Origin of the sequence: Methylocystis bryophila (genome assembly GCF_027925445.1) — a bacterium.
GTDB classification, from domain to species: domain Bacteria; phylum Pseudomonadota; class Alphaproteobacteria; order Rhizobiales; family Beijerinckiaceae; genus Methylocystis; species Methylocystis bryophila.
Genome location: NZ_AP027149.1, coordinates 2672263 through 2693802 on the forward strand (window position 1 = coordinate 2672263; position 21540 = coordinate 2693802).

18 protein-coding genes are annotated in these 21540 nt (G+C 63.3%); 11 read left to right on the top strand and 7 right to left on the bottom strand.

Annotated elements, in window-relative coordinates; translation table 11 throughout:
- Positions 1-102: 102 nt before the first annotated feature.
- Together QMG80_RS12415 and QMG80_RS12420 are read left to right on the top strand one after the other, a co-directional pair.
- Positions 103-690, top strand: coding sequence for a cold-shock protein (locus tag QMG80_RS12415; protein ID WP_085773089.1), 588 nt, complete (start codon positions 103-105; stop codon positions 688-690).
- A gap of 65 nt (positions 691-755) precedes the next feature.
- The gene (locus QMG80_RS12420; protein ID WP_085773090.1) at positions 756-1253 is read left to right on the top strand and encodes a DUF192 domain-containing protein; all 498 of its coding nucleotides are present in this window, start codon (positions 756-758) and stop codon (positions 1251-1253) included.
- 171 nt (positions 1254-1424) lie between these two features.
- Here the strand turns inward: QMG80_RS12420 and metC are convergent, their stop codons facing one another.
- Positions 1425-2621 carry a cystathionine beta-lyase gene (metC, locus tag QMG80_RS12425; protein ID WP_085773091.1) on the bottom strand — a complete coding sequence of 399 codons (1197 nt, stop codon included), beginning with the start codon at positions 2619-2621 and terminating at the stop codon, positions 1425-1427.
- A gap of 67 nt (positions 2622-2688) precedes the next feature.
- Here metC and QMG80_RS12430 point away from each other — a divergent pair, with 67 nt between their 5' ends.
- The 3 genes from QMG80_RS12430 (at position 2689) to QMG80_RS12440 (ending at position 5315) form a co-directional block, all read left to right on the top strand.
- The gene (locus QMG80_RS12430) at positions 2689-3741 is read left to right on the top strand and encodes an amino acid ABC transporter substrate-binding protein (RefSeq protein ID WP_245299991.1); all 1053 of its coding nucleotides are present in this window, start codon (positions 2689-2691) and stop codon (positions 3739-3741) included.
- A 412-nt stretch (positions 3742-4153) separates the two neighbouring features.
- A complete protein-coding gene (locus QMG80_RS12435) occupies positions 4154-4531 on the top strand; it encodes a hypothetical protein (protein ID WP_085773092.1) in 378 nt (125 codons plus the stop codon).
- Between the two features lie 388 nt (positions 4532-4919).
- Positions 4920-5315 carry a helix-turn-helix domain-containing protein gene (locus QMG80_RS12440; RefSeq protein WP_158658874.1) on the top strand — a complete coding sequence of 132 codons (396 nt, stop codon included), beginning with the start codon at positions 4920-4922 and terminating at the stop codon, positions 5313-5315.
- A gap of 12 nt (positions 5316-5327) precedes the next feature.
- Here QMG80_RS12440 and QMG80_RS12445 read toward each other — a convergent pair whose 3' ends face one another.
- Positions 5328-5912: a DUF2478 domain-containing protein gene (locus QMG80_RS12445; RefSeq protein WP_085773094.1), complete on the bottom strand. Its 585-nt coding sequence runs from the start codon at positions 5910-5912 to the stop codon at positions 5328-5330.
- A gap of 257 nt (positions 5913-6169) precedes the next feature.
- Here QMG80_RS12445 and QMG80_RS12450 point away from each other — a divergent pair, with 257 nt between their 5' ends.
- Entirely contained in the window at positions 6170-6877 is a 708-nt protein-coding gene (locus tag QMG80_RS12450) for a DnaJ domain-containing protein (RefSeq protein ID WP_085773096.1), read from the top strand.
- An 89-nt stretch (positions 6878-6966) separates the two neighbouring features.
- On the opposite strand, the gene QMG80_RS12455 is transcribed toward QMG80_RS12450, so the two are convergent.
- A complete protein-coding gene (locus QMG80_RS12455) occupies positions 6967-8604 on the bottom strand; it encodes a D-alanyl-D-alanine carboxypeptidase (protein WP_245299992.1) in 1638 nt (545 codons plus the stop codon).
- Positions 8605-8904: 300 nt separating this feature from the next.
- On the opposite strand from QMG80_RS12455, the gene QMG80_RS12460 reads away from it, so the two are divergent.
- Both QMG80_RS12460 and dnaE read left to right on the top strand, forming a co-directional pair.
- Complete coding sequence (locus QMG80_RS12460) at positions 8905-9276, top strand: phasin family protein (protein ID WP_085773097.1); 372 nt, start codon at positions 8905-8907, stop codon at positions 9274-9276.
- Positions 9277-9466: 190 nt separating this feature from the next.
- On the top strand, positions 9467-12940 hold the full coding sequence (gene dnaE / locus QMG80_RS12465; protein WP_085773098.1) for a DNA polymerase III subunit alpha: 3474 nt from the start codon (positions 9467-9469) through the stop codon (positions 12938-12940).
- Positions 12941-13063: 123 nt separating this feature from the next.
- Here the strand turns inward: dnaE and QMG80_RS12470 are convergent, their stop codons facing one another.
- The 4 genes from QMG80_RS12470 to QMG80_RS12485 are packed head-to-tail and all read right to left on the bottom strand — an operon-like array spanning position 13064 to position 15685.
- Positions 13064-14437 (bottom strand): ATP-binding protein, encoded by a 1374-nt coding sequence (locus tag QMG80_RS12470; protein WP_085773099.1) that lies wholly within the window; start codon positions 14435-14437, stop codon positions 13064-13066.
- Positions 14434-14868, bottom strand: coding sequence for a hypothetical protein (locus tag QMG80_RS12475; protein WP_085773100.1), 435 nt, complete (start codon positions 14866-14868; stop codon positions 14434-14436). Before QMG80_RS12475 ends, QMG80_RS12470 begins: the two co-directional genes overlap by 4 nt.
- Positions 14865-15527, bottom strand: a complete 663-nt coding sequence (locus QMG80_RS12480; protein WP_085773101.1) for a response regulator transcription factor — start codon at positions 15525-15527, stop codon at positions 14865-14867. The genes QMG80_RS12475 and QMG80_RS12480 overlap by 4 nt, the downstream gene beginning before the upstream one ends.
- Positions 15527-15685, bottom strand: coding sequence for a hypothetical protein (locus QMG80_RS12485; RefSeq protein WP_281926136.1), 159 nt, complete (start codon positions 15683-15685; stop codon positions 15527-15529). The genes QMG80_RS12480 and QMG80_RS12485 overlap by 1 nt, the downstream gene beginning before the upstream one ends.
- A 297-nt stretch (positions 15686-15982) precedes the next feature.
- On the opposite strand from QMG80_RS12485, the gene QMG80_RS12490 reads away from it, so the two are divergent.
- The 3 genes from QMG80_RS12490 to QMG80_RS12500 are packed head-to-tail and all read left to right on the top strand — an operon-like array spanning position 15983 to position 21513.
- On the top strand, positions 15983-17104 hold the full coding sequence (locus tag QMG80_RS12490) for an efflux RND transporter periplasmic adaptor subunit (RefSeq protein ID WP_085773102.1): 1122 nt from the start codon (positions 15983-15985) through the stop codon (positions 17102-17104).
- A gap of 9 nt (positions 17105-17113) precedes the next feature.
- Positions 17114-20248, top strand: coding sequence for an efflux RND transporter permease subunit (locus QMG80_RS12495; protein WP_085773103.1), 3135 nt, complete (start codon positions 17114-17116; stop codon positions 20246-20248).
- Positions 20245-21513: a TolC family protein gene (locus tag QMG80_RS12500; protein ID WP_085773104.1), complete on the top strand. Its 1269-nt coding sequence runs from the start codon at positions 20245-20247 to the stop codon at positions 21511-21513. Before QMG80_RS12495 ends, QMG80_RS12500 begins: the two co-directional genes overlap by 4 nt.
- The last annotated feature ends 27 nt before the right edge of the window (positions 21514-21540 follow it).

Here is a 21540-nt window from a genome sequence, read left to right on the forward strand (position 1 = left end):
ATCCTGGCTCTGTTGATTCTTTAGTGTGAGGACGGTTCGCAGCATCCGGCGGAGGCCGCCGTCGAGGCGCAGGATCGTTGCGCAGGGCAGGGGAGTCGTCAGTTGGGCGCAAAATCCGAATTCATTGAAGGGCTGAATTTGCTCTCGACTGTCGCTGAAGGCGAGGAGAGCGCCGTCGAGCTCTTCGAGATCGCGGGCGCGATCAAATGGTTCGACGTGTCAAAGGGCTATGGCTTCATTGTGCCCGACGGCGGCGCAGGCGACGTGCTGCTGCATGTGACGACCCTGCGGCGCAGCGGCTTCCAGTCGGCGCAGGAGGGCGCTCGGGTCGTCTGCGAGGCGCAAAGAGGTCCCAAGGGATTGCAAGTCTTTCGGGTCATCTCGATGGACGAATCCACCGCGGTCCATCCGTCGCAGTCCTCCGCCGGACGGACGCATGTGCAGGTGACGCCGATCGGCGGCTACGAGATCGCCATCGTCAAATGGTTCAATCGCGTGAAGGGTTTCGGATTTCTCACGCGTGGCGAGGGCACCGACGACATCTTCTTGCACATGGAGACTGTCCGGCGCTTTGGCCTTGCGGAGTTGAAGCCGGGCGACAGCGTGCTCGTGCGTTACGGCGATGGCCCGAAAGGCCTCATGGCCGCTGAAGTGCGCGCATTGGACGCAAAGGGGCCGGTGTCGCACTAGCGGGCCGTGGCGGATCGTCCGGCGACGCCGGTCTTGAGTCCTGAGAGTCGCAGCCGGGCGTGTTTATGATGAAGATTTCTGCAAGGCTCGCGATGGGCATGGCGGCGGCTCTTGTCGCCGGCGGACTGATACTGAGCCCAATTTCGTCCCTTCCCGCGACCGCCGAAGAACAGGCCGAGCAAGCCCAGCTCGAAAGGCTTGAAATTGTCACCGCGACGGGCGCGCACATATTCGAGGTCGAGGTGGCGCGCAGCGAGAGAGACCGCGCGCGCGGCTTGATGTTTCGCCGGTCCCTGCCGCAGAATCATGGGATGCTCTTTGTATTCGAGTCCGAGCGGCCCATCGCGATGTGGATGAAGAACACTTATATCCCGCTGGACATGGTCTTCGTTTCGCGCAGCGGTCGGGTGACGTCGATTACTCGCGGCGCGACGCCCATGTCGGAGACAATCATTCCCTCCCGCGGCCCGGTCTATGCAGTGATCGAGCTTGCGGCCGGCGCGGCCGACGAGATCGGCCTCGCGGTGGGGGATCAAGTGCGCCGTCCTGAATTCGTGAAGTGAGCGGCTTGCTCAATCCGCGCGACGCCGGGGATTAAAGCTCCGCCGGAGTTTTGGAGCCCGCCTTAGAGCATGTCACGGAAAAGTGCGAAGCGGTTTTCCGGTCATGACATGCTCTAACTTTTTGACTTGGCGCGATTCCTTATCGTTTGAGCGCGAAACGCGCTAGCCGCCTCAAAGAGACGCCGCCGCCGCGCCCATTCTCTCGAAAGCCGCCGCAAGATCCGCTTTCAGATCCTCGACGTCCTCGAGCCCGATCGAAAAGCGCAGGCAAGGGCCTTCCGGCGCAAAGCAAGTCGCGGTGCGGGACCTGGCGCAGTCGAAGGGGATGACGAGGCTTTCGTAGCCGCCCCAGGAATAGCCGATGCCAAAGAGCGTCAACGCGTTCAGGAAGGCGTCGACGCAAGGCTTGGGCGCGGGATTGAGAACCACTGAGAAGACGCCCGCCGCGCCGGAAAAATCGCGTTTCCACAACGCGTGATCGGGATGCGCGGGCAGCGCCGGATGCAGCAGGCGCAGCACCTCCGACCGGCCCTCGAGCCATTGAGCGATCTCCAGTCCGGCGCGTTGCTGCTCTCGTAGGCGCAGCTCCATCGTGCGTAGACCGCGGAGCGCGAGGAAAGCGTCGTCGCCTCCCGGAACCATCGCGAAGGCGTCGAAACTATTGCGCAGGCGCGTCGCCCATTTCGCATTGGCGGAAACGAGGCCGAGCAGCAGATCGGCGTGACCCGAAAGATATTTGGTGCCGGCTTCGACATTGATGTCGACGCCGCGCTCGAACGGAGGAAAGAAGAGGGGAGTAGCCCAAGTGTTGTCGAGAATGACGCAGGCGCCACGCGCCGCCGCGGCGGCGGCGATCGCCGGCACGTCCTGCACCTCCATCGTGAGCGATCCGGGCGACTCGGCGAGGATGGCGCTGGTGTTCTCGCGCATGAGCGCCCCGACTCCCGCGCCGAGGCGAGGATCGTAATATTGGGTCTCGACGCCGAAGCGCTTGAGCACGCCGTCGCAAAAAATTCGCGTCGGGCCGTAGGCGGAGTCGGTGACGAGCAGGTGATCTCCGGCCTTCGTCGCCGTCATCAGCGCGAGAGCGATGGCTGCAAGCCCGGATGGCGCAAGCACGGTGGTCGTCGCGCCGGAAAGCTCGCTCCAGGCCTCCTCAAGCCCGCGCGTCGTCGGCGTGCCCTTGGTCGCGTAGGTGTAGGGTTGGCGGTGGCGTTCAAAGTCCTCCGCCGTCGGAAAGAGCACCGTCGAGCCGCGATAGACGGGCGTGTTGACGAAGCCCTCCTGCGCGAAGGGATGGCGGCCCGCATGCGCCAGGAGCGTTCGGCGGGACTTTTTTCGCCCTGATTCTCCGCTAGCCTCCGTCATCGCTTCCTCCCGCTTGCTAGCCCGGCCTTGGCGCGTCCGGGGTGACCCCTCTTATGCCGAGTCGACGATGAAATTCGCAATCCTGCTGTTCTTGCTCATGGCCTTCGGGCTCGTCGCCGGGGCGCCGCGCCTAGCGGCTCAGCCCGAATCAAAGGCGTCGTCGACCCTGCAAGAGATTCGCCGACGGGGCGTGGTCGTCTGTGGCGCAACCGCTCCGGCGCCGGGCTTCGCCGTCATGGACGAAGCGGGGAGTTGGAGCGGTTTCGACATCGACTTCTGCCGAGCCCTCGCGGTCGCGGCGCTCGACGATCCCCAGAAAATCCGCATAGAAACGCTGCAGCAAAAGCAGCGGCTGCCTGCTCTGCATTCGGGCGATGTGGATGTGCTGCTTTCCGGCGCGCCGTGGACAGAGGCGCGCGAGGCCGGCCATCAGCTGCTTTATGGCGCGATAAGCTTTTATGGCGGACAGGGCTTCCTGGGCCGCCGCGCTTGGGGGCCGACGGGTGAGCCTTGGCGCGGCGCCGGCGGAACGCCGCCCCGCGTCTGCGTCCAGCAAGGCGGATCCTCCGAGCTCAATCTCGCCCAATTCTATCGAGAGCATGGAGTCGCCTATCGTCCGGTGGCCTTCGGCTCCCTTGAAGAAGCCGCGCGCGCCTATGACGCGGGGGACTGCGATCTGTTCTCGGCGGACCTCGTCGAATTGCATCAATGGCGCTCGCGCCTGCAAAAGCCGGACGACCATGTCGTCGCGCCTGCGCTCATCTCGAAATCTCCGCTCGGGCCGATTGTGCGCCAGGGCGACGATCAATGGTTCAATGTCGTGCGCTGGACGCTCTTTGCGATGGTGGACGCGGAGGAGCTCGGGGTCGACGCCAAGACCGTGGACGCGGCGCTGAGCTCGGACATTCCCGACTTGCGCCGCCTCGTCGGTAGCGACGGCGATTTTGGCGAGGGTCTGGGGCTGCGCCCGGACTGGGCCTATCGCGTCATTCACGAAGTCGGCAATTACGCGGAAGTGTTCGATCGGAACCTCGGCAAATCTTCGCCTTTCGCAATGGAGCGCCGCCAGAACGCCTTATGGTCGAAAGGCGGGCTCATGTACGCGCCTCCCGTGCGTTGACTCTCTTTGGAATCTGTCGTTATCGTTGATCCAACGGGCTATCCGCTTCGAGCGCTGCTTTGGATAATCCTTTCTTGATAGCGGAGCCATGATTCTGGCGCATTTTCTTGCCCTGTTGCGGGCATCTCGTTCTTCAGACGGAATTGCCAAAACGCAGAAAGCGTGATCGATTCTAGAGGTTTAGAGAGCAATTTGTGCGAGAAACAGATTCCACATTCGCGTATGGCGCTCAAGAGAACGTCTTGATCTCATGGAATTGCGCGATCGAAAAGGACTAAGCTCCAGATCAAAACTTTGGAAAACCGCCCCGCACCTTTCCGCGGCCGGCTCTAAGTATCTATCCGAATGGCGGGCGTGTCTTGATCCTTGTAATCATTTGTAAAAATGCCGCGATGGCTTGCATTGGAGGGAAATGGCGGTGGCCAGTGTCGAAGACTCAGCAAAAAGTTTTTTCATCAGGACAAGGCAAAGAGGCCTGGCCCTCAAACTGGGTGGCTTCCACCAGGCTTTGCTTTCGTCCTATCTGCTTAATCTCTGGAGAGGTCCTGAGGCCGTTCGAAAACTCATTGTGGCCGACATTCGTCTTTGGATTGAATTGGGCGCGCCCGAGCGGGCCGCCGACCTCTTCCTCGTGTTGAGACAGTACCTCACTGATTTTCCAGAGGCAATGATTGGAAGCAAGTCTCCGAAAGCCGACAATCCCGCATTCCTGCCGTTTCCTTATGAAAGACGCCCGCGCGGCAAGATGCGCACGCGTTTCCGCGCTATCAAATCTGTATGCCCGCCTTGAGCCCATCGGCCCGAAAAAACAGTGTAAGTTTTTGTTTCGGTTTCGAACTGCATAGAGACGAATAGAATCGGAAAGAATTGTTTTTCTGGCGCCTGCGTCCATATTTACGCGTCATTGTCCGAATTATGGCCTCCTGGCCAAGGGGTTTCCAGATGCGCCAGCATCGAGGAGTTTTGCTGACGCGCAACACGAATGATATTTTAGATACTTTAATAGAATAATCTATGTTAAAAATGGTTCGGCTTCTCATTTGTATTATAATTCCCTCAATCGCAATCCTCACTCCCTTCCACCGCTATCTCCCCTCCGCTCGCTTTGTGCGCTAGCAAACGGCGCTCTCCAGATCGGAAGCTTAACGTCACCGCAGGCTGGTGATGGGAGGGCGATGATGGACGATGCGTCGGGAGATGGGGAGCCGCAGGCGATTACGCCGGCGCAAGCGCCTTTTAAGCTGCGCACGGTGCTCGCGGAGATCGCCGAGCACGCCTGCGAGCCCGGCTTCAGCGCGATGGCCATCGCGGAAAAATATGGCGTTACGGAAAGGGAAGTCCGAAGGCTGCTCAAGAAGACGGGAAAGAGCTTCTCCGATCACAAGCTGAGGCGCAGATTGGAGCGCGCGCGTGCGCTGCTTGGCGATCCGGCCCAGGCGCATCTGGCGGTGCCGGAAATCGCGTTGCGCGTCGGATTCAGCGACACGGAGAGTTTCGACGCGAATTACCGCCGAAGATTTGGCGTGGCGCCCGAGGCTGCGCGCCGCGCGGAGAATGGGCGGAAGCCGGTCTGAGCGCAGCGCGAGCTAGCGTGGCTCCTGTTGAAGCTTGTCCCACCAGCTTTCCAGCGCGCCGAGTTCGGGCCTGACAAAAGTCGCGACAGCCCCAGCGAATTCGGCCCATTCGGTCAGATAATGGGGGGAGACGCCGGTCACGACGGGCGTCCTCGTCGCCATGGCGATCTTAAAGGCGTCGCATAAGCCGCCGCGCTCCGCCTCTTGCTTGGAAAACTTGCTGATCGCGACGATGTCCACGCCTCGACGAGTCGCGCGCTCGACCGCGCCGCAGGCGAGGGCCAACTCGCCCGCATCGAGGTTGCAGGCCGAGGAGCCTGGCCCCAGATCCTGAGAAATCGGGTAGATGGCGCCGCTCTCGAGGTCGCGCAATACGATTCGGGGCTTGGTCGCGGTCCCTTCCTTCAGGCGCGTCTGCACGACGCCGGCGATCGAAAATCCTCTGTCCCGCAGCGACTTCGCAAAGGCCTCGATCAAAGTCTGCGTCGCGGCGCTGTCCTCATACTGCAGCGCAGCGATGAGGGGTGGTTTTCGGAGAAGCGCAAATTCTGCCAACCGGTCCTCGCATAAGCGTTCGTTCGTGCTGCGTTTGAGCATCGCTCATTGGTGCAGGAAAAGTGATCGACTCCAAGAATAAGCCTGAACGCCTCCAGCGAAAATCCGGTTTCCACTTTTTCGCGCGCTCAAGGCGGCTCTTGCATTGGCGCGCTTCCCGCCCGATTTGCTATGGGAAGCAGGACGCAGCCATCCGGCGGACAGGCGGCTTTCGAGCGGCGCCTCCGAAAGGGGAGACGGCGGCGACCTTGCCGCTGTCACAGATTTAGGAAAGGCCGACGGAAGAAGGAAGCCTTGGAATGTCGATTATCCTAGGAGTTCTTGTTGCGACGCTCGCCTATCTTCTGCTGCGCGCCTACGCGCAGGCGTCGCCGCGCGCCTTGGCGAAAACGATTCGTTTCGGCGGCGGAACGCTCTGCGCTCTTGTTGGAGGCCTTCTCGTGCTGCGCGGGGTCATCGCTCCCGGTCTCGCGATACTCGGCCTCGGCCTATGGCTTATCGATTTTTCGGCCCTGACGGCGAAAGGGTTCCGCTCCGCGAGGCGCGGCGGCGGCGTTTCGCGAGTCCGCACGGCCATTGTCGAAATGGAGCTCGACCGAACCAACGGCGCGATCCGCGGCACCGTGCTCGCCGGCCCGCAGGAGGGCATGCCCTTCGATCAGCTCACGCGCAGCCAGCTCCTGTCCCTTTACCATTTCTGCCTTAGCAACGATCCTCAGGGCGCGCGGCTGCTAGAGGCGTATTTCGACCGCCGGTTTGCCGGATGGCGTCAGGCAGAGGAGCGAGGCGGAGACTCTCGGAGCGCCGGCGCCCGCCGTCGGCAGTCGATTTCCGAGGAGGAGGCTTACCAGATACTGGGACTTAAGAAGGGCGCGCCGGCGAGCGAGATCGCGCGGGCGCACCGCGATCTGATGAAGAAACTTCATCCAGATCATGGCGGGGCGACCGACCTCGCCGCCCGGGTCAACGAAGCCAAGGATGTCCTGATGCGCGGGCGTCAGGTTTAGCCGAGCCAGCCGCTCGAGATTCTTGGGGCTGAGCGAGGCCCGTCGGCTTCTGAGGCCTCGCTGCGGAGCGAATGACATCGGGCGGCTCCCTAATTCTTCGTCGCGAAGCAGGAAAAGCCCGAACGCTTCAATTCGCGGCAAGCCTGCGCGGCGCTGTCCTCCCCAAGCCCGGCGAAGCGGGCTCGGTAGAGGGTTTCCGAGCCCTTGCGCACTTTTTCCGTGAAGGCCTTGGCGGATGCCGGAACGCTGTGCGCCTCGCTTCTCGCCCGCGCCAGCAATTCCCGCGCTTTCTCGAGTTCGTCTGTCGCGCCGAGCTGGATCATCCAGCCGGGATGGGCGGGACGCGAGGATTCCGCCTTGGGGCCATGCGGCTTATCGCTTTCGGATTGCTTTATGGCCGATGGCGTCGTCGGCGCGGCGGCCACGCGCAGTGCGCTCTTCGCTCCGGCGCTCGCCGTCGTCGAGCCGCCAGTCGTCGAGCCGCCAAGGGCGTGCGTCTGGCCTCCGGTTTCCGCAACCGGGCGTTTCTGTCCGCCCGAGACGAAGGCCGGGCGCACTTTCGGCGGGGCCGCGTCCTCCGTTGCGGCTGGCGGAACCTTTTGCGCGACGCTGCGGACTGCTCCTGGAGCGCTCTCCTCGCCTTCGCCCGCTGAAGCTTTCGCATAGGCCATGCTTGCATCATGTGCGGGCTGGGGCGGGATCGAGGCTGTGGCGGCGGGAGCGTCGACGCCGTCCTCGGAATCCTCCGGAATGGGTTGGGCGGTCTTGTGAGTCTCGCCGTCCCCAATGTGACGATGGATGAGGGAGGCCATATAGGCGTCGCGCGCGCCGGCCGACCTCCCGCCAAGAACCACCGCGACGATGTGTCGGCCGCCGCGCCGCACCGAAGTCAGGAGATTGAATCCGGAGGCGTTGGTGTAGCCGGTCTTGATGCCGTCCATTCCCTCGACGCGATCGAGAAGATGGTTGTGGTTGCGCATGACTTCGCCGTTGTAGGCGAAGGCGTGCGTTGAGAAATAGCGGTAATATTTGGGAAAATGCTCTTGGACGGCTCGGCCCAGCACGGCGAGGTCATGCGCTGTGGTGATCTGCGCAGGATTGGGAAGTCCGGAAGCGTTGGCGAAATGCGTGTCGCGCATGCCAAGCGAATGCGCCTTCGCAGTCATCATCTCGGCAAAGCGCTCCTCGTCGCCGCCGATCGCCTCGGCGATGGCGACTGCGATGTCGTTTGCGGATTTCGTTACGACCGCTTTGATCGCGTCCTCGACCTCGATCGTCTCGCCGGGATCCAGATTGAGCTTGCACGGCGCCTGCGCGGCGGCGTGCTGCGAGATTCTCAGTGGCGAATGCAGGCTCAGCCGGCCCTTCTCGAGCTGCTCGAACAGCAGGTAAAGCGTCATCACCTTGGTGATCGAGGCAGGATGCCGCTGCTGATCTTCCTTTTGCGAAAAAAGCGTTTGGCCACTGTTGGCGTCGACGACGATCGCCGCGAAGCCGGGCGGGGAGAGAAAGCGCTCTCCGGAGCCTCCATGCGACGAGGCGTGAAAGACCCGTCCGCCATGGCCGTAGAAAGCCGGGCGCAAGGGACGCCCATGCGCGACGCGCAGGGCTAGACGCTGACGGCCATAGGCGGCGTGACCGTAATGATGGCGCCAGCCGCGGGCCTGCGCGGCATCAGAGAAAATAGTTAGCGTCAATGCGCTAAAGATGAGGATAAACCGCAGCATTATACTCGGTTTAACGCTCCGAAGGACGCCAAACGTCATCATTTTGCTGGCCCGCTCCCCTGTATCTCGTGTCTCGACGTCCGCGCTGCCGGACCGGACGTGGCCAAGACATCACAGCGGACAAGAATAATTCGGCGCGGTTACTCGGAGGTTAAGCCGCGTTACGTGAGCTTGGCCATGCTGCGCCACAACATGGCTCTTGACTGGTTATTGTGCAGTGCAGTATAAAATCTTTCGTTAAGGCCGTCTCGCGCCCTTCCGGGTTCGAAAGAGGCGGACCACAACGGCAAGGATGACACCATGGTCGCCAACTTCGATAACGTTCAGCAACTGGGCAAGGACCAGTTCGAGGCCGCTTCGGCTTCGGCTTCCGCCATCGCCAAGGGCTGGCAGGGCATCGCCGCCGAGACGCAGGAATATTCCAAGAAGTCCTTTGAGAAGGGACGCGCTTTCGCCGAGAAGCTCCTTGGCGTCAAGAAGTTCGACGAGGCTATCGCACTGCAGCAGGAATATGCCAAGGGCGCCTATGAGGACTTCGTCGCGCAGGCCACGAAGATCGGCGAGCTTTACACCGACTTGGCTAAGGAAGCCTTTAAGCCGATCGAAACCGCTGCCAAGACGTTCAACCCGGCTGCCAAGTCCTTCGGCTCGACGTTCGGCTCGGCTGAATAAATCTTATTGTGAATACTTGAGGTTGGCTGTTTCGGCGCCCCGATCTCGTGAAGGATCGGGGTCGCCGACGTCGGCGAGTGCGTGAATTGAGTTGTTTCTTCGCGGCGCGGGAGGCTTCGTCTCCGCGCCCCCGGACGCCCTCGCTGCGAGCGATGCGACAAGGCCTTTGACCCTTTGACGCGCCTGCGGCATGAATGCGCGCGTGAGCTCTGATCCTGGATTCGTGCATCTCCATGTGCACACGGCCTTCTCGCTGCGCGAAGGGGCGCTCGGCCTGACGCGCCTTGTCGAGCTTGCCGAAAAGAACGCGCAGCCGGCCATCGGCGTCGCCGACACGAACAATCTCTTCGCCGCTCTCGAATTTTCCGAGAAGGCCGCGAAAGCGGGGCTCCAGAGCCTTCCCGGCGCGCAGATCGCCGTCGCCTTCGAGGCTCCGGAGCGCGGCGCCGTCAGAAGAGAGCACGCCTTCGGCAATCTCGTGCTGATCGCCAAATCACGCGCGGGCTATCTCAATCTGATGCGGCTTTGCTCGCGCGCGCATCTCGAGGCCAGCCCCGGCGAGCCGCCGGCGCTGACGCTCGCCGATCTCGAAAGCGATGGCGCGGAGATCATCGCATTGACGGGCGGACCTCTGGGCGCGCTCGATCCCCTCATCGCGCAGGGACGCGCCGAGGCGGCGGAAGCGCGGCTCAAGGCGCTTGCCGCGCTTTTTCCCGAGCGGCTCTATATCGAGATCCAGCGGCATGGATCGCCGGCGGAGAAGGCGGCGGAGGCGCCGCTCCTCGACATGGCCTACAGGCACGGCCTTCCGCTCGTTGCGACGAACGAACCCTTCTTCGCGACGCGCGACGATTTCGAAGCCCATGACGCGCTGCTTTGCATTGCGGAAGGGAGCGTCGCGAGCCAGGCCGAGCGCCGCCGCCTGACGCCGGAACATTATTTCAAAAGCCGCGAGGAAATGCGCGCGCTTTTCGCCGACCTGCCGGAGGCGCTATCGAGCAGCGTCGAGATCGCTCGGCGATGCGCCTACCGCCCGACGACCAGCAACCCGATCATGCCGCGTTTCATGCGCGCCGATCCGCAAGCCGGCAAGGACGCGCTTGATGCAATGGAGGCCGCGGAACTGCGTCGCCAGGCGCGCGAAGGCCTCGAGGCGCGCCTCGCCGCGACGGGGCCGGCGGGGGGGCTCACTTCCGCCGACTATGACGCGCGGCTTGAGTTCGAGCTCGGCGTCATCGAGAAGATGCGCTTTCCCGGCTATTTTCTCATCGTCTCGGACTTCATCAAATTCGCAAAGTCGCAAGGGATACCGGTGGGGCCCGGCCGCGGCTCCGGCGCCGGCTCGCTCGTCGCTTATGCGCTGACGATCACCGATCTCGATCCCATGCGTTTCGGTCTCTTCTTCGAGCGCTTCCTCAATCCGGAACGCGTCTCGATGCCGGACTTCGACATCGATTTCTGCCAGACGCGGCGCGGCGAGGTCATCGATTATGTGCGCCAGCGCTACGGCGCCGATCGGGTCGCGCAGATCATCACTTTCGGATCGTTCTTGGCGCGCGGCGTGCTGCGTAGCGTCGGGCGCGTGCTCGAAATGCCGCTTGGGCAGGTCGACAAGCTCGCGAAGCTCGTCCCGCAAAATCCGGCCAAGCCCGTGACGCTGAAGGAGGCGCTGGCGAGCGAGCAGAAGCTTCGCGAAGCGGTCGAGGAAGATCCGCGGGTCGCGCGGCTCTTCGAGATCGCAAGCGTGCTCGAGGGGCTCTATTCCAACGCCTCGACGCATGCGGCGGGCATCGTCATCGCCGATCAGCCGCTCGACGAAGTGACGCCGCTTTATCGCGACCCGAAGTCCGACATGCCGGTGACCCAGTTCAACATGAAATGGGTCGAGCCGGCGGGGCTTGTGAAGTTTGACTTCCTGGGCCTGAAGACGCTGACCGTGCTCGCGACGGCGACTGCGCTGGTGCGCGCCCGCGTCCCGGATTTCGACCTCGGCAACATCCCGCTCGACGACGCGCAGACATATGCGATGCTCGGGCGGGGCGAGACCGTCGGCGTGTTCCAGCTCGAAAGCGCCGGCATGCGCAAGGCGCTCGTCGAGATGCGCGCCGACCGTTTCGAGGACATCATCGCGCTCGTCGCGCTCTACCGCCCCGGCCCGATGGCGAATATTCCGACCTATTGCGCCGTGAAGCATGGCGAGGAAGAGCCGGATTACCTGCACCCCAAGATCGAGCCCGTTCTCAAGGAAACCTTCGGAGTCATCATCTACCAAGAGCAGGTGATGCAGATCGCGCAGATTCTGTCGGGCTACTCGCTCGGCGAGGCCGACAATCTGCGCCGCGCCATGGGCAAGAAGATCAAGGCGGAGATGGACAAGCAGCGCGACCGCTTCGTCGACGGGGCGGTGGAGCGCGGCATCGTCAAGGGCAAAGCCGAAGAGATCTTCGAGCTGCTCGCCAAATTCGCCGATTATGGCTTCAACAAGAGCCATGCGGCGGCCTATGCGCTGATCGCCTATCAGACCGCCTGGTTCAAGGCGCATTATGCGACCGAGTTCCTTGCGGCGTCGATGACCTTCGACATGGCCGACACCGACAAGCTCGCTGAATTTCGGCAGGAAGCCATGCGGCTTGCAATCGTGGTCGAGCCGCCTTCCGTTCTGCGCTCCGGCGCCGATTTCGACGTCGCGGCGGGGCCGGACGGCAAGCTGGCCATCCGCTATGCGCTCAGCGCGATCAAGGGCGTCGGCGACGGCCAGGCGCGCGCGATCGTCGCCGCGAGGGGAGACGCGCCTTTTGCGAGCCTTTCGGATTTCTCCAGGCGCATCAATCCGCGCGAGGTGAACAAAAAAGTTTTGGAAAATCTCGCCGCCTGCGGCGCCTTCGACGCGCTCAATGCCGATCGCGCCCGCGTCTTCGGGGCGGTGGAAACGATACTCGCTTCCGCGAACCGACATCAGGACGATCGCGCCCAGGGCCAGAACGCGCTTTTTGGCCTGGACGCGCGCGAGGAGCTTCCGCTGCCCAAATGCGCGCCCTGGAGCGCCGCCGAAACGTTGCAGCGCGAGTTCGACGCGGTGGGCTTTTTCCTTTCCGGCCATCCGCTCGAAGCCTATGCGAGCGTGGCCAAACGTCTGCGTCTGCAGCGCTGGAGCGAGTTCTCGGCGTCGGTGCGGCGCGGCGCGAGCGCGGGACGTCTCGCCGCCGTCGTGCTGGAGCGCGCCGAGCGGCGCACCAAATCGGGCTCCAAGATGGGCGTCGTGCAACTCTCCGACGAGAGCGGGCAATATGAGGCGATCCTCTTTGCGGAGGGGCTCGCGCAATATCGCGATTCTCTCGAAAAGGGCGCTGCTGTGCTGCTCACGCTCTCGGCCGCGCTCGAAGGCGACGAGGTGCGCGCGCGAATCGTGACCGTCGAGAGCCTTTCGGTCGCGGCGGCGAAGCAGCAGAAGGGCCTGCGCATCTTCCTGCGCGACGCCGCGCCGCTCGAAGGGATCAGGACTCGGCTCGCGACGAAAGGGGAGGGCGAGGTGACGCTCGTCGTGATGCGCGAGGCGGAGGGCGAGGAAATCGAGATCCGGCTGCCGGGCGGCTATTCGGCGAGCGCCGCGGTCGCCGACGCGCTGAAAATCATCCCCGGCGTCATCGCCGTGGAGCATGTGTAGAGAGTTTCTCTAGAGCATGTCACGGAGAAGCGCGAAGCGGTTTTCCGGTCATGACATGCTCTAACGTTTTGACTTGGCGCGATTCCTTATCGCTCGAACGATTCCGTTCGAGCGGCAAACGCGCTAAGCGATCCCCTCCGCGCGATCCGGCGACAGATTGACCGAGACGCGCAACCCTCCCAGATCGGAGCGCGAAAATTCGATGGTCGCTCCATAGGCGTCAAGAACGTCTTGGACGATCGCCAAGCCGAGTCCGGCGTTGCCGCTTTCGTCGAGCCGACCGCCGCGCTGGCGAACGAATTGCTCGGCTCCTTCGGGCAGACCCGGTCCATCGTCTTCGATGACGAGCCGGGTCGAAGCGCCCTCCCTGCTCGCCGTCACCCGCACGAGGGAGCTCGCATAACGAGAGGCGTTTTCGAGCAGATTGCCGACGACCTCCATGAGGTCGTTGCGGTCGAAGGGAGCCGTCAGGGTCGACGGCGCGCGCACATCGAACTCGACCTCGGTTCCGGTTCGCGTCAAGGTGCGGATGAGCGTGTCCACGACCTCGGGCACAGACGCCTCGGCGATTCTTCGGCCGCGCAGTCCTTCCTTCGCGCGCGCTCGGACAAGCTCGCGCGTGACGGTTCGCTGCATGACCTCGGCGATTCTTTCGAGGGATCCGGCGATTTCTTTTTCCCCTTTCTCTCTCAACAATCTCGAATCCGCGACAAGCGCGGTGAGAGGGGTCTTCAGGCCGTGAGCCAGGTCAGCGGCCCGATTTTGCGCACGCTCAGTTTGCGCGGCGCGTTCTTGTAGGAGCGTGTTCATCTCCTCGATCAGCGGTTGAATCTCCTTGGGGGCGCCCATGCCGAGCCTCGTCCGCTCCCCGCGGGCGATTTCGGAAACTTCCGCTCGGAGCCGAGCGAGCGGGGCTATCCCGAGATCGACGTGGAGCCAAAGCGCAATCGCCAGAACGGAGGCTAGGATCAGCAGGCCGACGATCATCTCGCTCGTGAACGCGTTTCGCGTTATCGCGAGGCTGTCGGTTTCGATGGCGACGACAATGAGAACTTGTGTCTCCCCGCGAGCTCCTCGCCACTTGACGCATAACTGTCCGGCGAGAAGCGGCTCATGCTTTGGCCCCGTCATGTAAAAGTGACGCGTCCGCCCATCGGCGATGCATGCGGCGCGCGGCATGAGCGTAAAATCTTGCAAGGATCTGGAACGTATCATTCCGTATCCGGCCTCTCCCAGGATCTGCCAGTAATATCCGGATTGGGGCTTCTCAAAGCGCGGATCGCTCGCATAGTCTGAGAGCCGCAGCTTGCCGGTGCTCGAGTCGCTTTCCAGTCGTCCGCGAATTTGATCGACGAATGCGTCGAGGTCGTCGTCCAAAGTGCGCTCGACGTGGCGCTCGAAAAGAAGCACGATGCCGCCCCCCGCGAGCAGCAAAGCAAAGGTGATGGTCACGAGGCCTATGAGGAATAAGCGTCCGCGCAGGGAGTGCTGGGTCATTGCGTCGTGTTCGGGACGATATAGCCGAGGCCCCGGCGCGTCTCGATTACGTCGCTGCCGATTTTCTTGCGAACGCGCGCAATGCGCTCGTCGTCTTCGACAAAAAGGATTCGCATCAAGCATCCTCGATGGCCCACTGCAGCCATATCGCTTCGCTCATCAACGAGGCTGCGCTCGCCTCTCCAACCGCCGTCTTGCGCGCGTTGCGAGGACAAAGCCGCCTTGTCGGAGAGCCCCGGCTTGCCGGCGCTCGAGTCGCTTCCCAGTCGTCCGCGAATTTGATCGACGAATGCGTCGAGGTCGTCGTCCAAAGCGCGCTCGACGTGGCGCTCGAAGAGCAGCACGATGCCGGCCCCCGCGAGCAGCAAAGCAAAAGCGATGGTCACGAGGCCTATGAGGAACGAGCGTCGACGCAGGGAGTGCTGGGTCATTGCGTCGTGTTCGGGACGATATAGCCGAGGCCCCGGCGCGTCTCGATGACGTCGCTGCCGATTTTCTTGCGAACGCGCGCGACGAGAACTTCAATGGCGTTGGAGGATTGATGATCCGAACCATAGACATGCTCGACGAGCTCGGACTGTGCAACGACTTCGCCGTGTCGATGCATCAAATAGGCGAGCAGACGATATTCGAGCGCCGAGAGCTCGATCGGTCCGTCGCCGGTCTTTATTGTCATGTCGCGTTCGTCGAGCATGACGCGGCCGGCCGTGATGATGGAAGAACCGCGGCCCGCGGCGCGCCGCAGGATGGCCCGCAGCCGCGCAAGCAATTCTTCGATCTGGAACGGCTTGGCGAGATAATCGTCAGCGCCGGCGTCGATGCCCTCGACCTTTTCGGTCCAGGACCCGCGCGCCGTCAGAATCAAGACGGGAAAGTGCAGGCTTTGCGCTCGCCAGCGCTTCAGCACCGCCAGCCCATCGAGCTTGGGCAAGCCAAGATCCAGAATGACGGCGGCGAACATCTCGGTTTCTCCTAGAAAGGAGGCGTCTTCACCCGTCGCGGCCCGTTCGACCACATAGCCGGCCTCTTTGAGCGCCTTCGACACGTCGCTCGCAATGCGCTCGTCATCTTCGACTAGGAGGATCCGCATCAAGCTTCCTCGATGGCCCATTGCAGCCGCATCGCCTCGACCATCAACGAGGCCGTGCTCGCCTCTCCATCCGCCGTCTTGCGCGCGTTGCGAGGCCAAAGCCGCCTTTGAGGACGCGGTCCAGAATGGCGTAGTTCGGTTCGATGTTTCAACTGCATTTCCTGCTCGCTTGGGGCGATATGCTCCCGACCAACCGAGGGCTTCACAGTTTTCCGCTCCGTCAGCTGGTTAGAGATTGTGGTATGCTCAGCCTAAAGAAGGGAGCCTTTCAACAAGCTGACATCGGTCTCGACGTCGTTTTCTCGCTTCGCCCGTCGAGGGTTGTTTTCGCCTGAACAAGAGGCTCTCTGCTTTTTTCTCTTCACGTCACCAACTCTCCCGCCGTCTACGTCAGCGGGATGTCAGCTCACATTTGAGAAATTGCCGCCTCTCTAGGTCACGTCGAGAAGGTCAGGATGGCGTTCAGGACGCTCCTCGTTTTGCTGGTTGCGCATCTTTGGCTGGGCTTGGCCCGCGCCGAGACCCCCCCGCACGCGCCGGCTGGCGAGATAGAGCTCCCGCTGAGCGAAGAGCAAATTCGGGCGGCGGGGATCGAGATCTCGCCCATCGAGAGCGAACGGGCGACGGGGGAACTGGTCGTTCCCGGCGTCGTCGTGGCGCCTCCGACACAAATCCGCGTCGTGGCCGCTCCCGCCGCGGGATTGGTCGAAACGCTGCTCGTCGCCCCCGACGAGGAGATCAAGGAAGGGGCGCCCGTGGCCCAGCTCAAGTCTTCAGAGCTGGTCGAGGCGCAACGCGCCTTTCTCCACGCTGTGTCCGACGCGGATCTCGCCCGTGAAAAGCTGCGGCGAGACGAGCAGCTCTTCAAGGAACGCATCATTGCTGAACGCCGTCTCCTCGTAACGCGCGCGGAAACGGTCCAAGCCGAGTCGGCGCTCGATGAGCGCCGGCAATTGCTGGCCTTGGACGGCATGGACAGTGACGAAATTGAAGCGCTGCGCCGCAGCCGGAAGCTCGCGAGCGCGCTCCTGGTGCGCGCGCCCGTATCGGGGATCGTTCTCCAACGCCACGGCTCGGCCGGCGAGCGGGTGCCGGCCTCAGCGCCGCTCGTCACGATCGCGCGCCTAGATCCGATCTGGGTCAATCTGCAAATTCCCGTGGGACGCGAAACGCCCTTGCAAATCGGCCAGAGCGTCATTCTTCCCTCTCTGGGCGTACGGGGCCGGCTGATCCGCGTGGGCCGTACGGTGGATGCCGCCACTCAGTCCATCGCCGCCGTTGCGGAGTTTCAAGCGACGAAGAATCTGTTGCGGCCAGGGCAAGCGGTGCAGGCCATTCTGGTTGTGGGAGGAGCAGGCGAACCGCAGTGGCGCATCCAAGCCGATTCCGTCGTCACGCACCACGATCAGCATTTCGTTTTTGCGCGCGACGCCTCCGGGTTTCGCGCGGTTCCGGTCGTTCTCGTCGCGGAAACGCCGCAATATGCTTCGATCCGCGGCGCGCTCAAAAGCGGCGACCGCATCGCGACGCGTGGTATTCTCACCCTGCTCGCCGAGCTCGCTGCGAAAGAGAAGTGACGAGAGGCGATGCTCGACCAAATCATCAAGCTGGCGCTCGGCCGAAGGCTTCTCGTGTTCCTCGGCGCTCTCGCCCTCGCGGCTTGGGGCGCGCATGCCTACACGAAACTGCCGATCGACGCCTTCCCCGACGTCGCGCCAGTGCAGGTGCTCGTGGCCATGCGTGCGCCCGGATTGACTCCGGAAGAGCTGGAGAGTCGCGTCACCGCTCCCATTGAGATCGCCATGCGCGGCATCCCGCGCCTCGTGCGCATGCGTTCGACGACACGCTATTCGGTCGCGCTGCTCACCTTCGAATTCGCGGAGGGCGTGGACATCTATTGGGCGCGTGCGCAGGTCAATGAACGCCTCGCGCAGGTGGCGGATCAATTGCCACAGGACGCGAGCGGCGGACTCGCGCCGATCGTCACGCCGCTTGGCGAAATGCTGATGTTCACCATCGTCGGGGGCGATCTGACGCCAACAGAGCAAAGAACCCTCGTCGATTGGACCCTAAGACCGGCGCTGCGGGGACTGTCGGGCGTGGCCGACGTCAATGTCCTGGGCGGCTTCGTGCGCACTTTCGAAGTTGCGCCGTCTCCCGCCGCCATGGCCGCGCGCGGCGTCACCGTCTCCATGCTGCAGCAGGCGCTTTCCGGCAACAACCGAAACGACGGCGCCGGCCGCGTGAAGGATGGGGAAGAAGCCTTGCTCGTGCGCGCGGAAGGCCGCCTGCATAATCTCGATGAGATCAAGAGCGTCGTCATCGTCAGCCGAAGCACCGGCGTTGTCCGAGTCGGCGACGTTGCAGAGGTTCGATTTGGCGCGCTGCCTCGCAACGGCGTCGTCAGCCGCAATGGCGAGGCCGAGGCGGTCTGGGGGCTGGTTCTCGGCTTGCGTGGCGCCGATGCGCGCAGCGTCGTGACGGCGGTAAAAGACAAGCTCGCGGAGCTAGAGCCGAACCTGCCCAAAGGCGCGCATATCGAAATCTTCTACGACCGCAGCGAGCTGATCGGCAAAGCCATATGGACCGTTCAGAAAGTGTTGTTGGAAGCCGTCGCGCTCGTGGTTCTCTTGCTCTTCCTGTTCCTCGGCAATTTGCGCGCGGCGATCGTCGTGTCGTTGATCTTGCCGCTCGCGGCGCTCTCGACCTTTGGGATCATGCAGCTTTGGGGGCTATCCGCCAACATCATGTCGCTCGGCGGCTTGGCGATCGCGATCGGGCTTCTGGTGGATTGCGCCGTCGTCGTCGTCGAGAACGTCGAGCACGGGATGGCTTCGCTGCGTAGCGTCAGCGGGGCGGATCGTCTGCGCGTGACGCTGGAGGCGACCCGCGAGGTCGCGGTTCCGCTGACCTCCGGCGTCTTCATCATCATCATCGTGTTTCTGCCGCTGCTGTCGCTCGAAGGCTTAGAGGGGCGTCTCTTCGCCCCCGTCGCGCTCACCATCGCCTTCGCGCTGGCTTCCGCGCTGGTCTTGTCGCTGACCGTCGTGCCGGCGCTCAGCGCGACATTGCTGCGGCCGGGGGCGGAGGACGAGCCCTGGCTCGTGCGCAGAATCGCGCATGTTTACGAGCGCCTGCTGGCGCGCGCGCTGGCGCATCCGCTCATGGTCGGCGCGATCGCTCTTGTCGCGCTTGGCGCCACAGGGGTTGCGGCGACCCACATCGGTCAGACCTTCATGCCGGTGATGGACGAGGGCACGCCGGTCATAACGGTGCGCAAGCACCCGACCATCAGCGTCGAGATCGCCGCTGAAACAGATCGGCGCATCCAGCGCGAGATCATGTCGCAGGTCCCCGAGGTCAAAGGCATGATGGCGCGAGCCGGCGCCGATGAGCTCGGAATCGACCCCGTGGGACTCAATGAGACGGACAATTTCCTGACTCTGGCGCCGCAGTCGGAGTGGCGCGGGCATGGGATGGATTGGCTAGTGGGCCAGCTTCGCGCGGTTCTCGACAAGATTCCCGGTATTACCTATGCCTTTTCCCAACCGATCGACATGCGCGTTCAGGAGATGATCATCGGCGCGCGCGGCGACGTGGTCGTGAAGATTTTCGGCGACGACATCAACGAATTGAATCGTCTCGCGCGCGATGTGGCCGCCTCTTTGCGCAAGCTCAACGGCGCGCGCGACGTGTTCGCCTTGCAAAATGACGGCATGCGCTACCTCACAGTGAGCATCGATCGTTTCGCGGCTGGGCGGTTTGGAATCAACGCCAGCGAGATTCAGGACGCCATGCGCGTCTGGGTGGACGGCAAGCCAGTTGGGTTGATCTTAGAGGGGCCTATCCGCACGCCTCTCGTCGTCCGCGGGACCGAGACCGCGCGTCGCTCCGCAGTCGATTTCGCCCGCGTGCCGGTCGTTTCCGGCGAGGGAAACGTGGTGGAGCTTTCGCAGCTGGCCGAGATCCACGACGAGAACGGCCCCTTACAAGTCATTCGCGAGGAGGGCCAACGCTTCGCCACAGTGCTCGCCAATGTGGAGGGCCGCGATCTGGTTAGCTTCGTCGACGAGGCGAAGAAGGCGGTAGCGAAGGAGGTGCACACGCCCAGAGGCTACCGCTACGAATGGGGCGGACAATTCGAAAATCAGCAGCGGGCTTCGGCGCGACTGGCTATCGTGGTGCCGCTGGCCTTGGCGCTGATCTTCCTGATGCTTTATCTGACCTTCAATTCCGTCACGCAGGCGACGCTCGTCTTCTGCAACGTGCCCTTCGCAGCGATTGGCGGCGTCGTCGGCCTTTGGCTCTCCGGAGAGTTTCTCTCGGTGCCGGCCTCTGTCGGCTTCATCGCGCTCATCGGCATCGCCGTGCTCAACGGCGTCGTGCTTATTTCCTATTTCAACAAGCTCGCCGCCGAGGGAGGGCGCACGATGCGCGCAATCGTGGTGGACGGCGCGCGGCGCCGCATGCGGCCCGTGATGCTGACGGCGACCATCGCCGCTTTCGGTCTCGCCCCTTTCATTTTTGCGACGGGGCCGGGGGCCGAAATTCAACGTCCCTTGGCTGTCGTCGTCATCGGGGGGCTGATCTCCGCGACGACGCTCACACTGATCCTCTTGCCCATACTTTACGAACGCTTCGGCGCGCACAGTTCCCCGGCGGGCGAGCGTCCAGCCGGGTCATCCGACCGGGCGCCGCCCGCACACGAGCCGGCTCCATGAGATCGGCGCGCTTCATCCGCTTCTTCCTCATGGTCGCCGTGGTCATCGGGAGCGACGACGCCTCGGCCAAAATCAAGGCCAAACCGTCTAACGCGCGGGGACTCGTTATCGCGCGCCATATGGACATGGCGGTCGACGCCGATGCGCAAAGCCGGGCGCTTGCGGCGCAAGTCGGCGCGGTTTCGGCAAATTACGCGAAGGCGGCCTCGGTGACGCCCGGCTCGCCCTATGTCGGGGGCGCGCAGCGGAACAACGTCGCGGGCAATCTGCGCGGGCTTTACGAGAGCGAGGTCGAGGTCGGCATGCCGCTCTGGCTTCCCGGCCAGCGCGACGCTTTTGAGGCGACGGTTTCAGCCAGTGTGCATGAGACTGAAGAAATGCTCATTCGCCGCCGTCTGGAAGTCGCCGGTCTGTTGCGTGAGGCTTGGTGGACGGCCCAGCGCGCCGCGCGACTGACGGAGGTGGCGCGACAGCGGGTTGCGACAGCGCAGGAGATCGGCGCGAACATGAAACGGCGTGTCGAGCTTGGAGACGCCGCAAAGACTGACGCGCTTCTCGCCGATAACGAGACCCTTGCGGCCGAGACCGAGCTTGCTCAGGCCATCGGCTCGGAAAAGGTTGCGTACCTGAACTATGCGGCGCTAACCAACGGCGGGACGCCGACCGGATCACTGGAGGTCCTGGAGCCTACGCGAGACATGGAGCTGCATCCGGAGCTGCGGGCGCTGCGCGCCGCGGTTTCGCGCGCGGAAACCGAGGCCAAGCTCGTCGAGCGCTCGCCGATCGACAATCCGGAAGTCGGCGTGTTCATGCGGCAGGATCACAATTATCAATATGTGACCGGCGCGGATCAGCCGTTTCAGGATCAGCGAACGGACTCGACGACGGTCGGCGTGCACTTCCGCGTGCCGCTGCCGACCGACGCGCGCAACGAGCCGAAGCGAGCGGCAGCCGAGGCGGAACTCGTAAAGACGCAGGCGGAATACGAGCGCGCAAGCCGCGTGATCCTCGCTCAAGTCCAGGCTGCGCGGGAGAGCCTCGCGGCCGCGCAAAAAGCCGCCGTGGTCGCGAAGAAGCGGCTCGTGCTCGCAAGCGAGCAATTCGCGCTCTCGCAAAAATCCTTTGCGCTCGGCGAGACGAGCGCGTTCGATCTCTACCGCGTTCGCCAGCTTCAGCTCGAGGCGCAGAAAATGGAAGCGAACGCGCGCATCGATGTTGGCGTCGCCATCTCGCGCGTCAATCAAGCGCTCGGTTACGCACCCTGAAGGCCGACCCGCCGCCGGGGCGCGTCT

What these genes read in the sequence shown, in the direction of transcription:
- QMG80_RS12420 (WP_085773090.1), top strand. Translation starts at nt 756, where the DNA reads ATGATGAAGATTTCTGCAAGGCTCGCGATGGGCATGGCGGCGGCTCTT.
- metC (WP_085773091.1), bottom strand. Translation starts at nt 2,621, where the DNA reads ATGACGGAGGCTAGCGGAGAATCAGGGCGAAAAAAGTCCCGCCGAACG.
- QMG80_RS12430 (WP_245299991.1), top strand. Translation starts at nt 2,689, where the DNA reads ATGAAATTCGCAATCCTGCTGTTCTTGCTCATGGCCTTCGGGCTCGTC.
- QMG80_RS12435 (WP_085773092.1), top strand. Translation starts at nt 4,154, where the DNA reads ATGGCGGTGGCCAGTGTCGAAGACTCAGCAAAAAGTTTTTTCATCAGG.
- QMG80_RS12440 (WP_158658874.1), top strand. Translation starts at nt 4,920, where the DNA reads ATGGACGATGCGTCGGGAGATGGGGAGCCGCAGGCGATTACGCCGGCG.
- QMG80_RS12445 (WP_085773094.1), bottom strand. Translation starts at nt 5,912, where the DNA reads ATGCTCAAACGCAGCACGAACGAACGCTTATGCGAGGACCGGTTGGCA.
- QMG80_RS12450 (WP_085773096.1), top strand. Translation starts at nt 6,170, where the DNA reads ATGTCGATTATCCTAGGAGTTCTTGTTGCGACGCTCGCCTATCTTCTG.
- QMG80_RS12455 (WP_245299992.1), bottom strand. Translation starts at nt 8,604, where the DNA reads ATGCTGCGGTTTATCCTCATCTTTAGCGCATTGACGCTAACTATTTTC.
- QMG80_RS12460 (WP_085773097.1), top strand. Translation starts at nt 8,905, where the DNA reads ATGGTCGCCAACTTCGATAACGTTCAGCAACTGGGCAAGGACCAGTTC.
- dnaE (WP_085773098.1), top strand. Translation starts at nt 9,467, where the DNA reads ATGAATGCGCGCGTGAGCTCTGATCCTGGATTCGTGCATCTCCATGTG.
- QMG80_RS12470 (WP_085773099.1), bottom strand. Translation starts at nt 14,437, where the DNA reads ATGACCCAGCACTCCCTGCGCGGACGCTTATTCCTCATAGGCCTCGTG.
- QMG80_RS12475 (WP_085773100.1), bottom strand. Translation starts at nt 14,868, where the DNA reads ATGACCCAGCACTCCCTGCGTCGACGCTCGTTCCTCATAGGCCTCGTG.
- QMG80_RS12480 (WP_085773101.1), bottom strand. Translation starts at nt 15,527, where the DNA reads ATGCGGATCCTCCTAGTCGAAGATGACGAGCGCATTGCGAGCGACGTG.
- QMG80_RS12485 (WP_281926136.1), bottom strand. Translation starts at nt 15,685, where the DNA reads ATGCAGTTGAAACATCGAACCGAACTACGCCATTCTGGACCGCGTCCT.
- QMG80_RS12490 (WP_085773102.1), top strand. Translation starts at nt 15,983, where the DNA reads ATGGCGTTCAGGACGCTCCTCGTTTTGCTGGTTGCGCATCTTTGGCTG.
- QMG80_RS12495 (WP_085773103.1), top strand. Translation starts at nt 17,114, where the DNA reads ATGCTCGACCAAATCATCAAGCTGGCGCTCGGCCGAAGGCTTCTCGTG.
- QMG80_RS12500 (WP_085773104.1), top strand. Translation starts at nt 20,245, where the DNA reads ATGAGATCGGCGCGCTTCATCCGCTTCTTCCTCATGGTCGCCGTGGTC.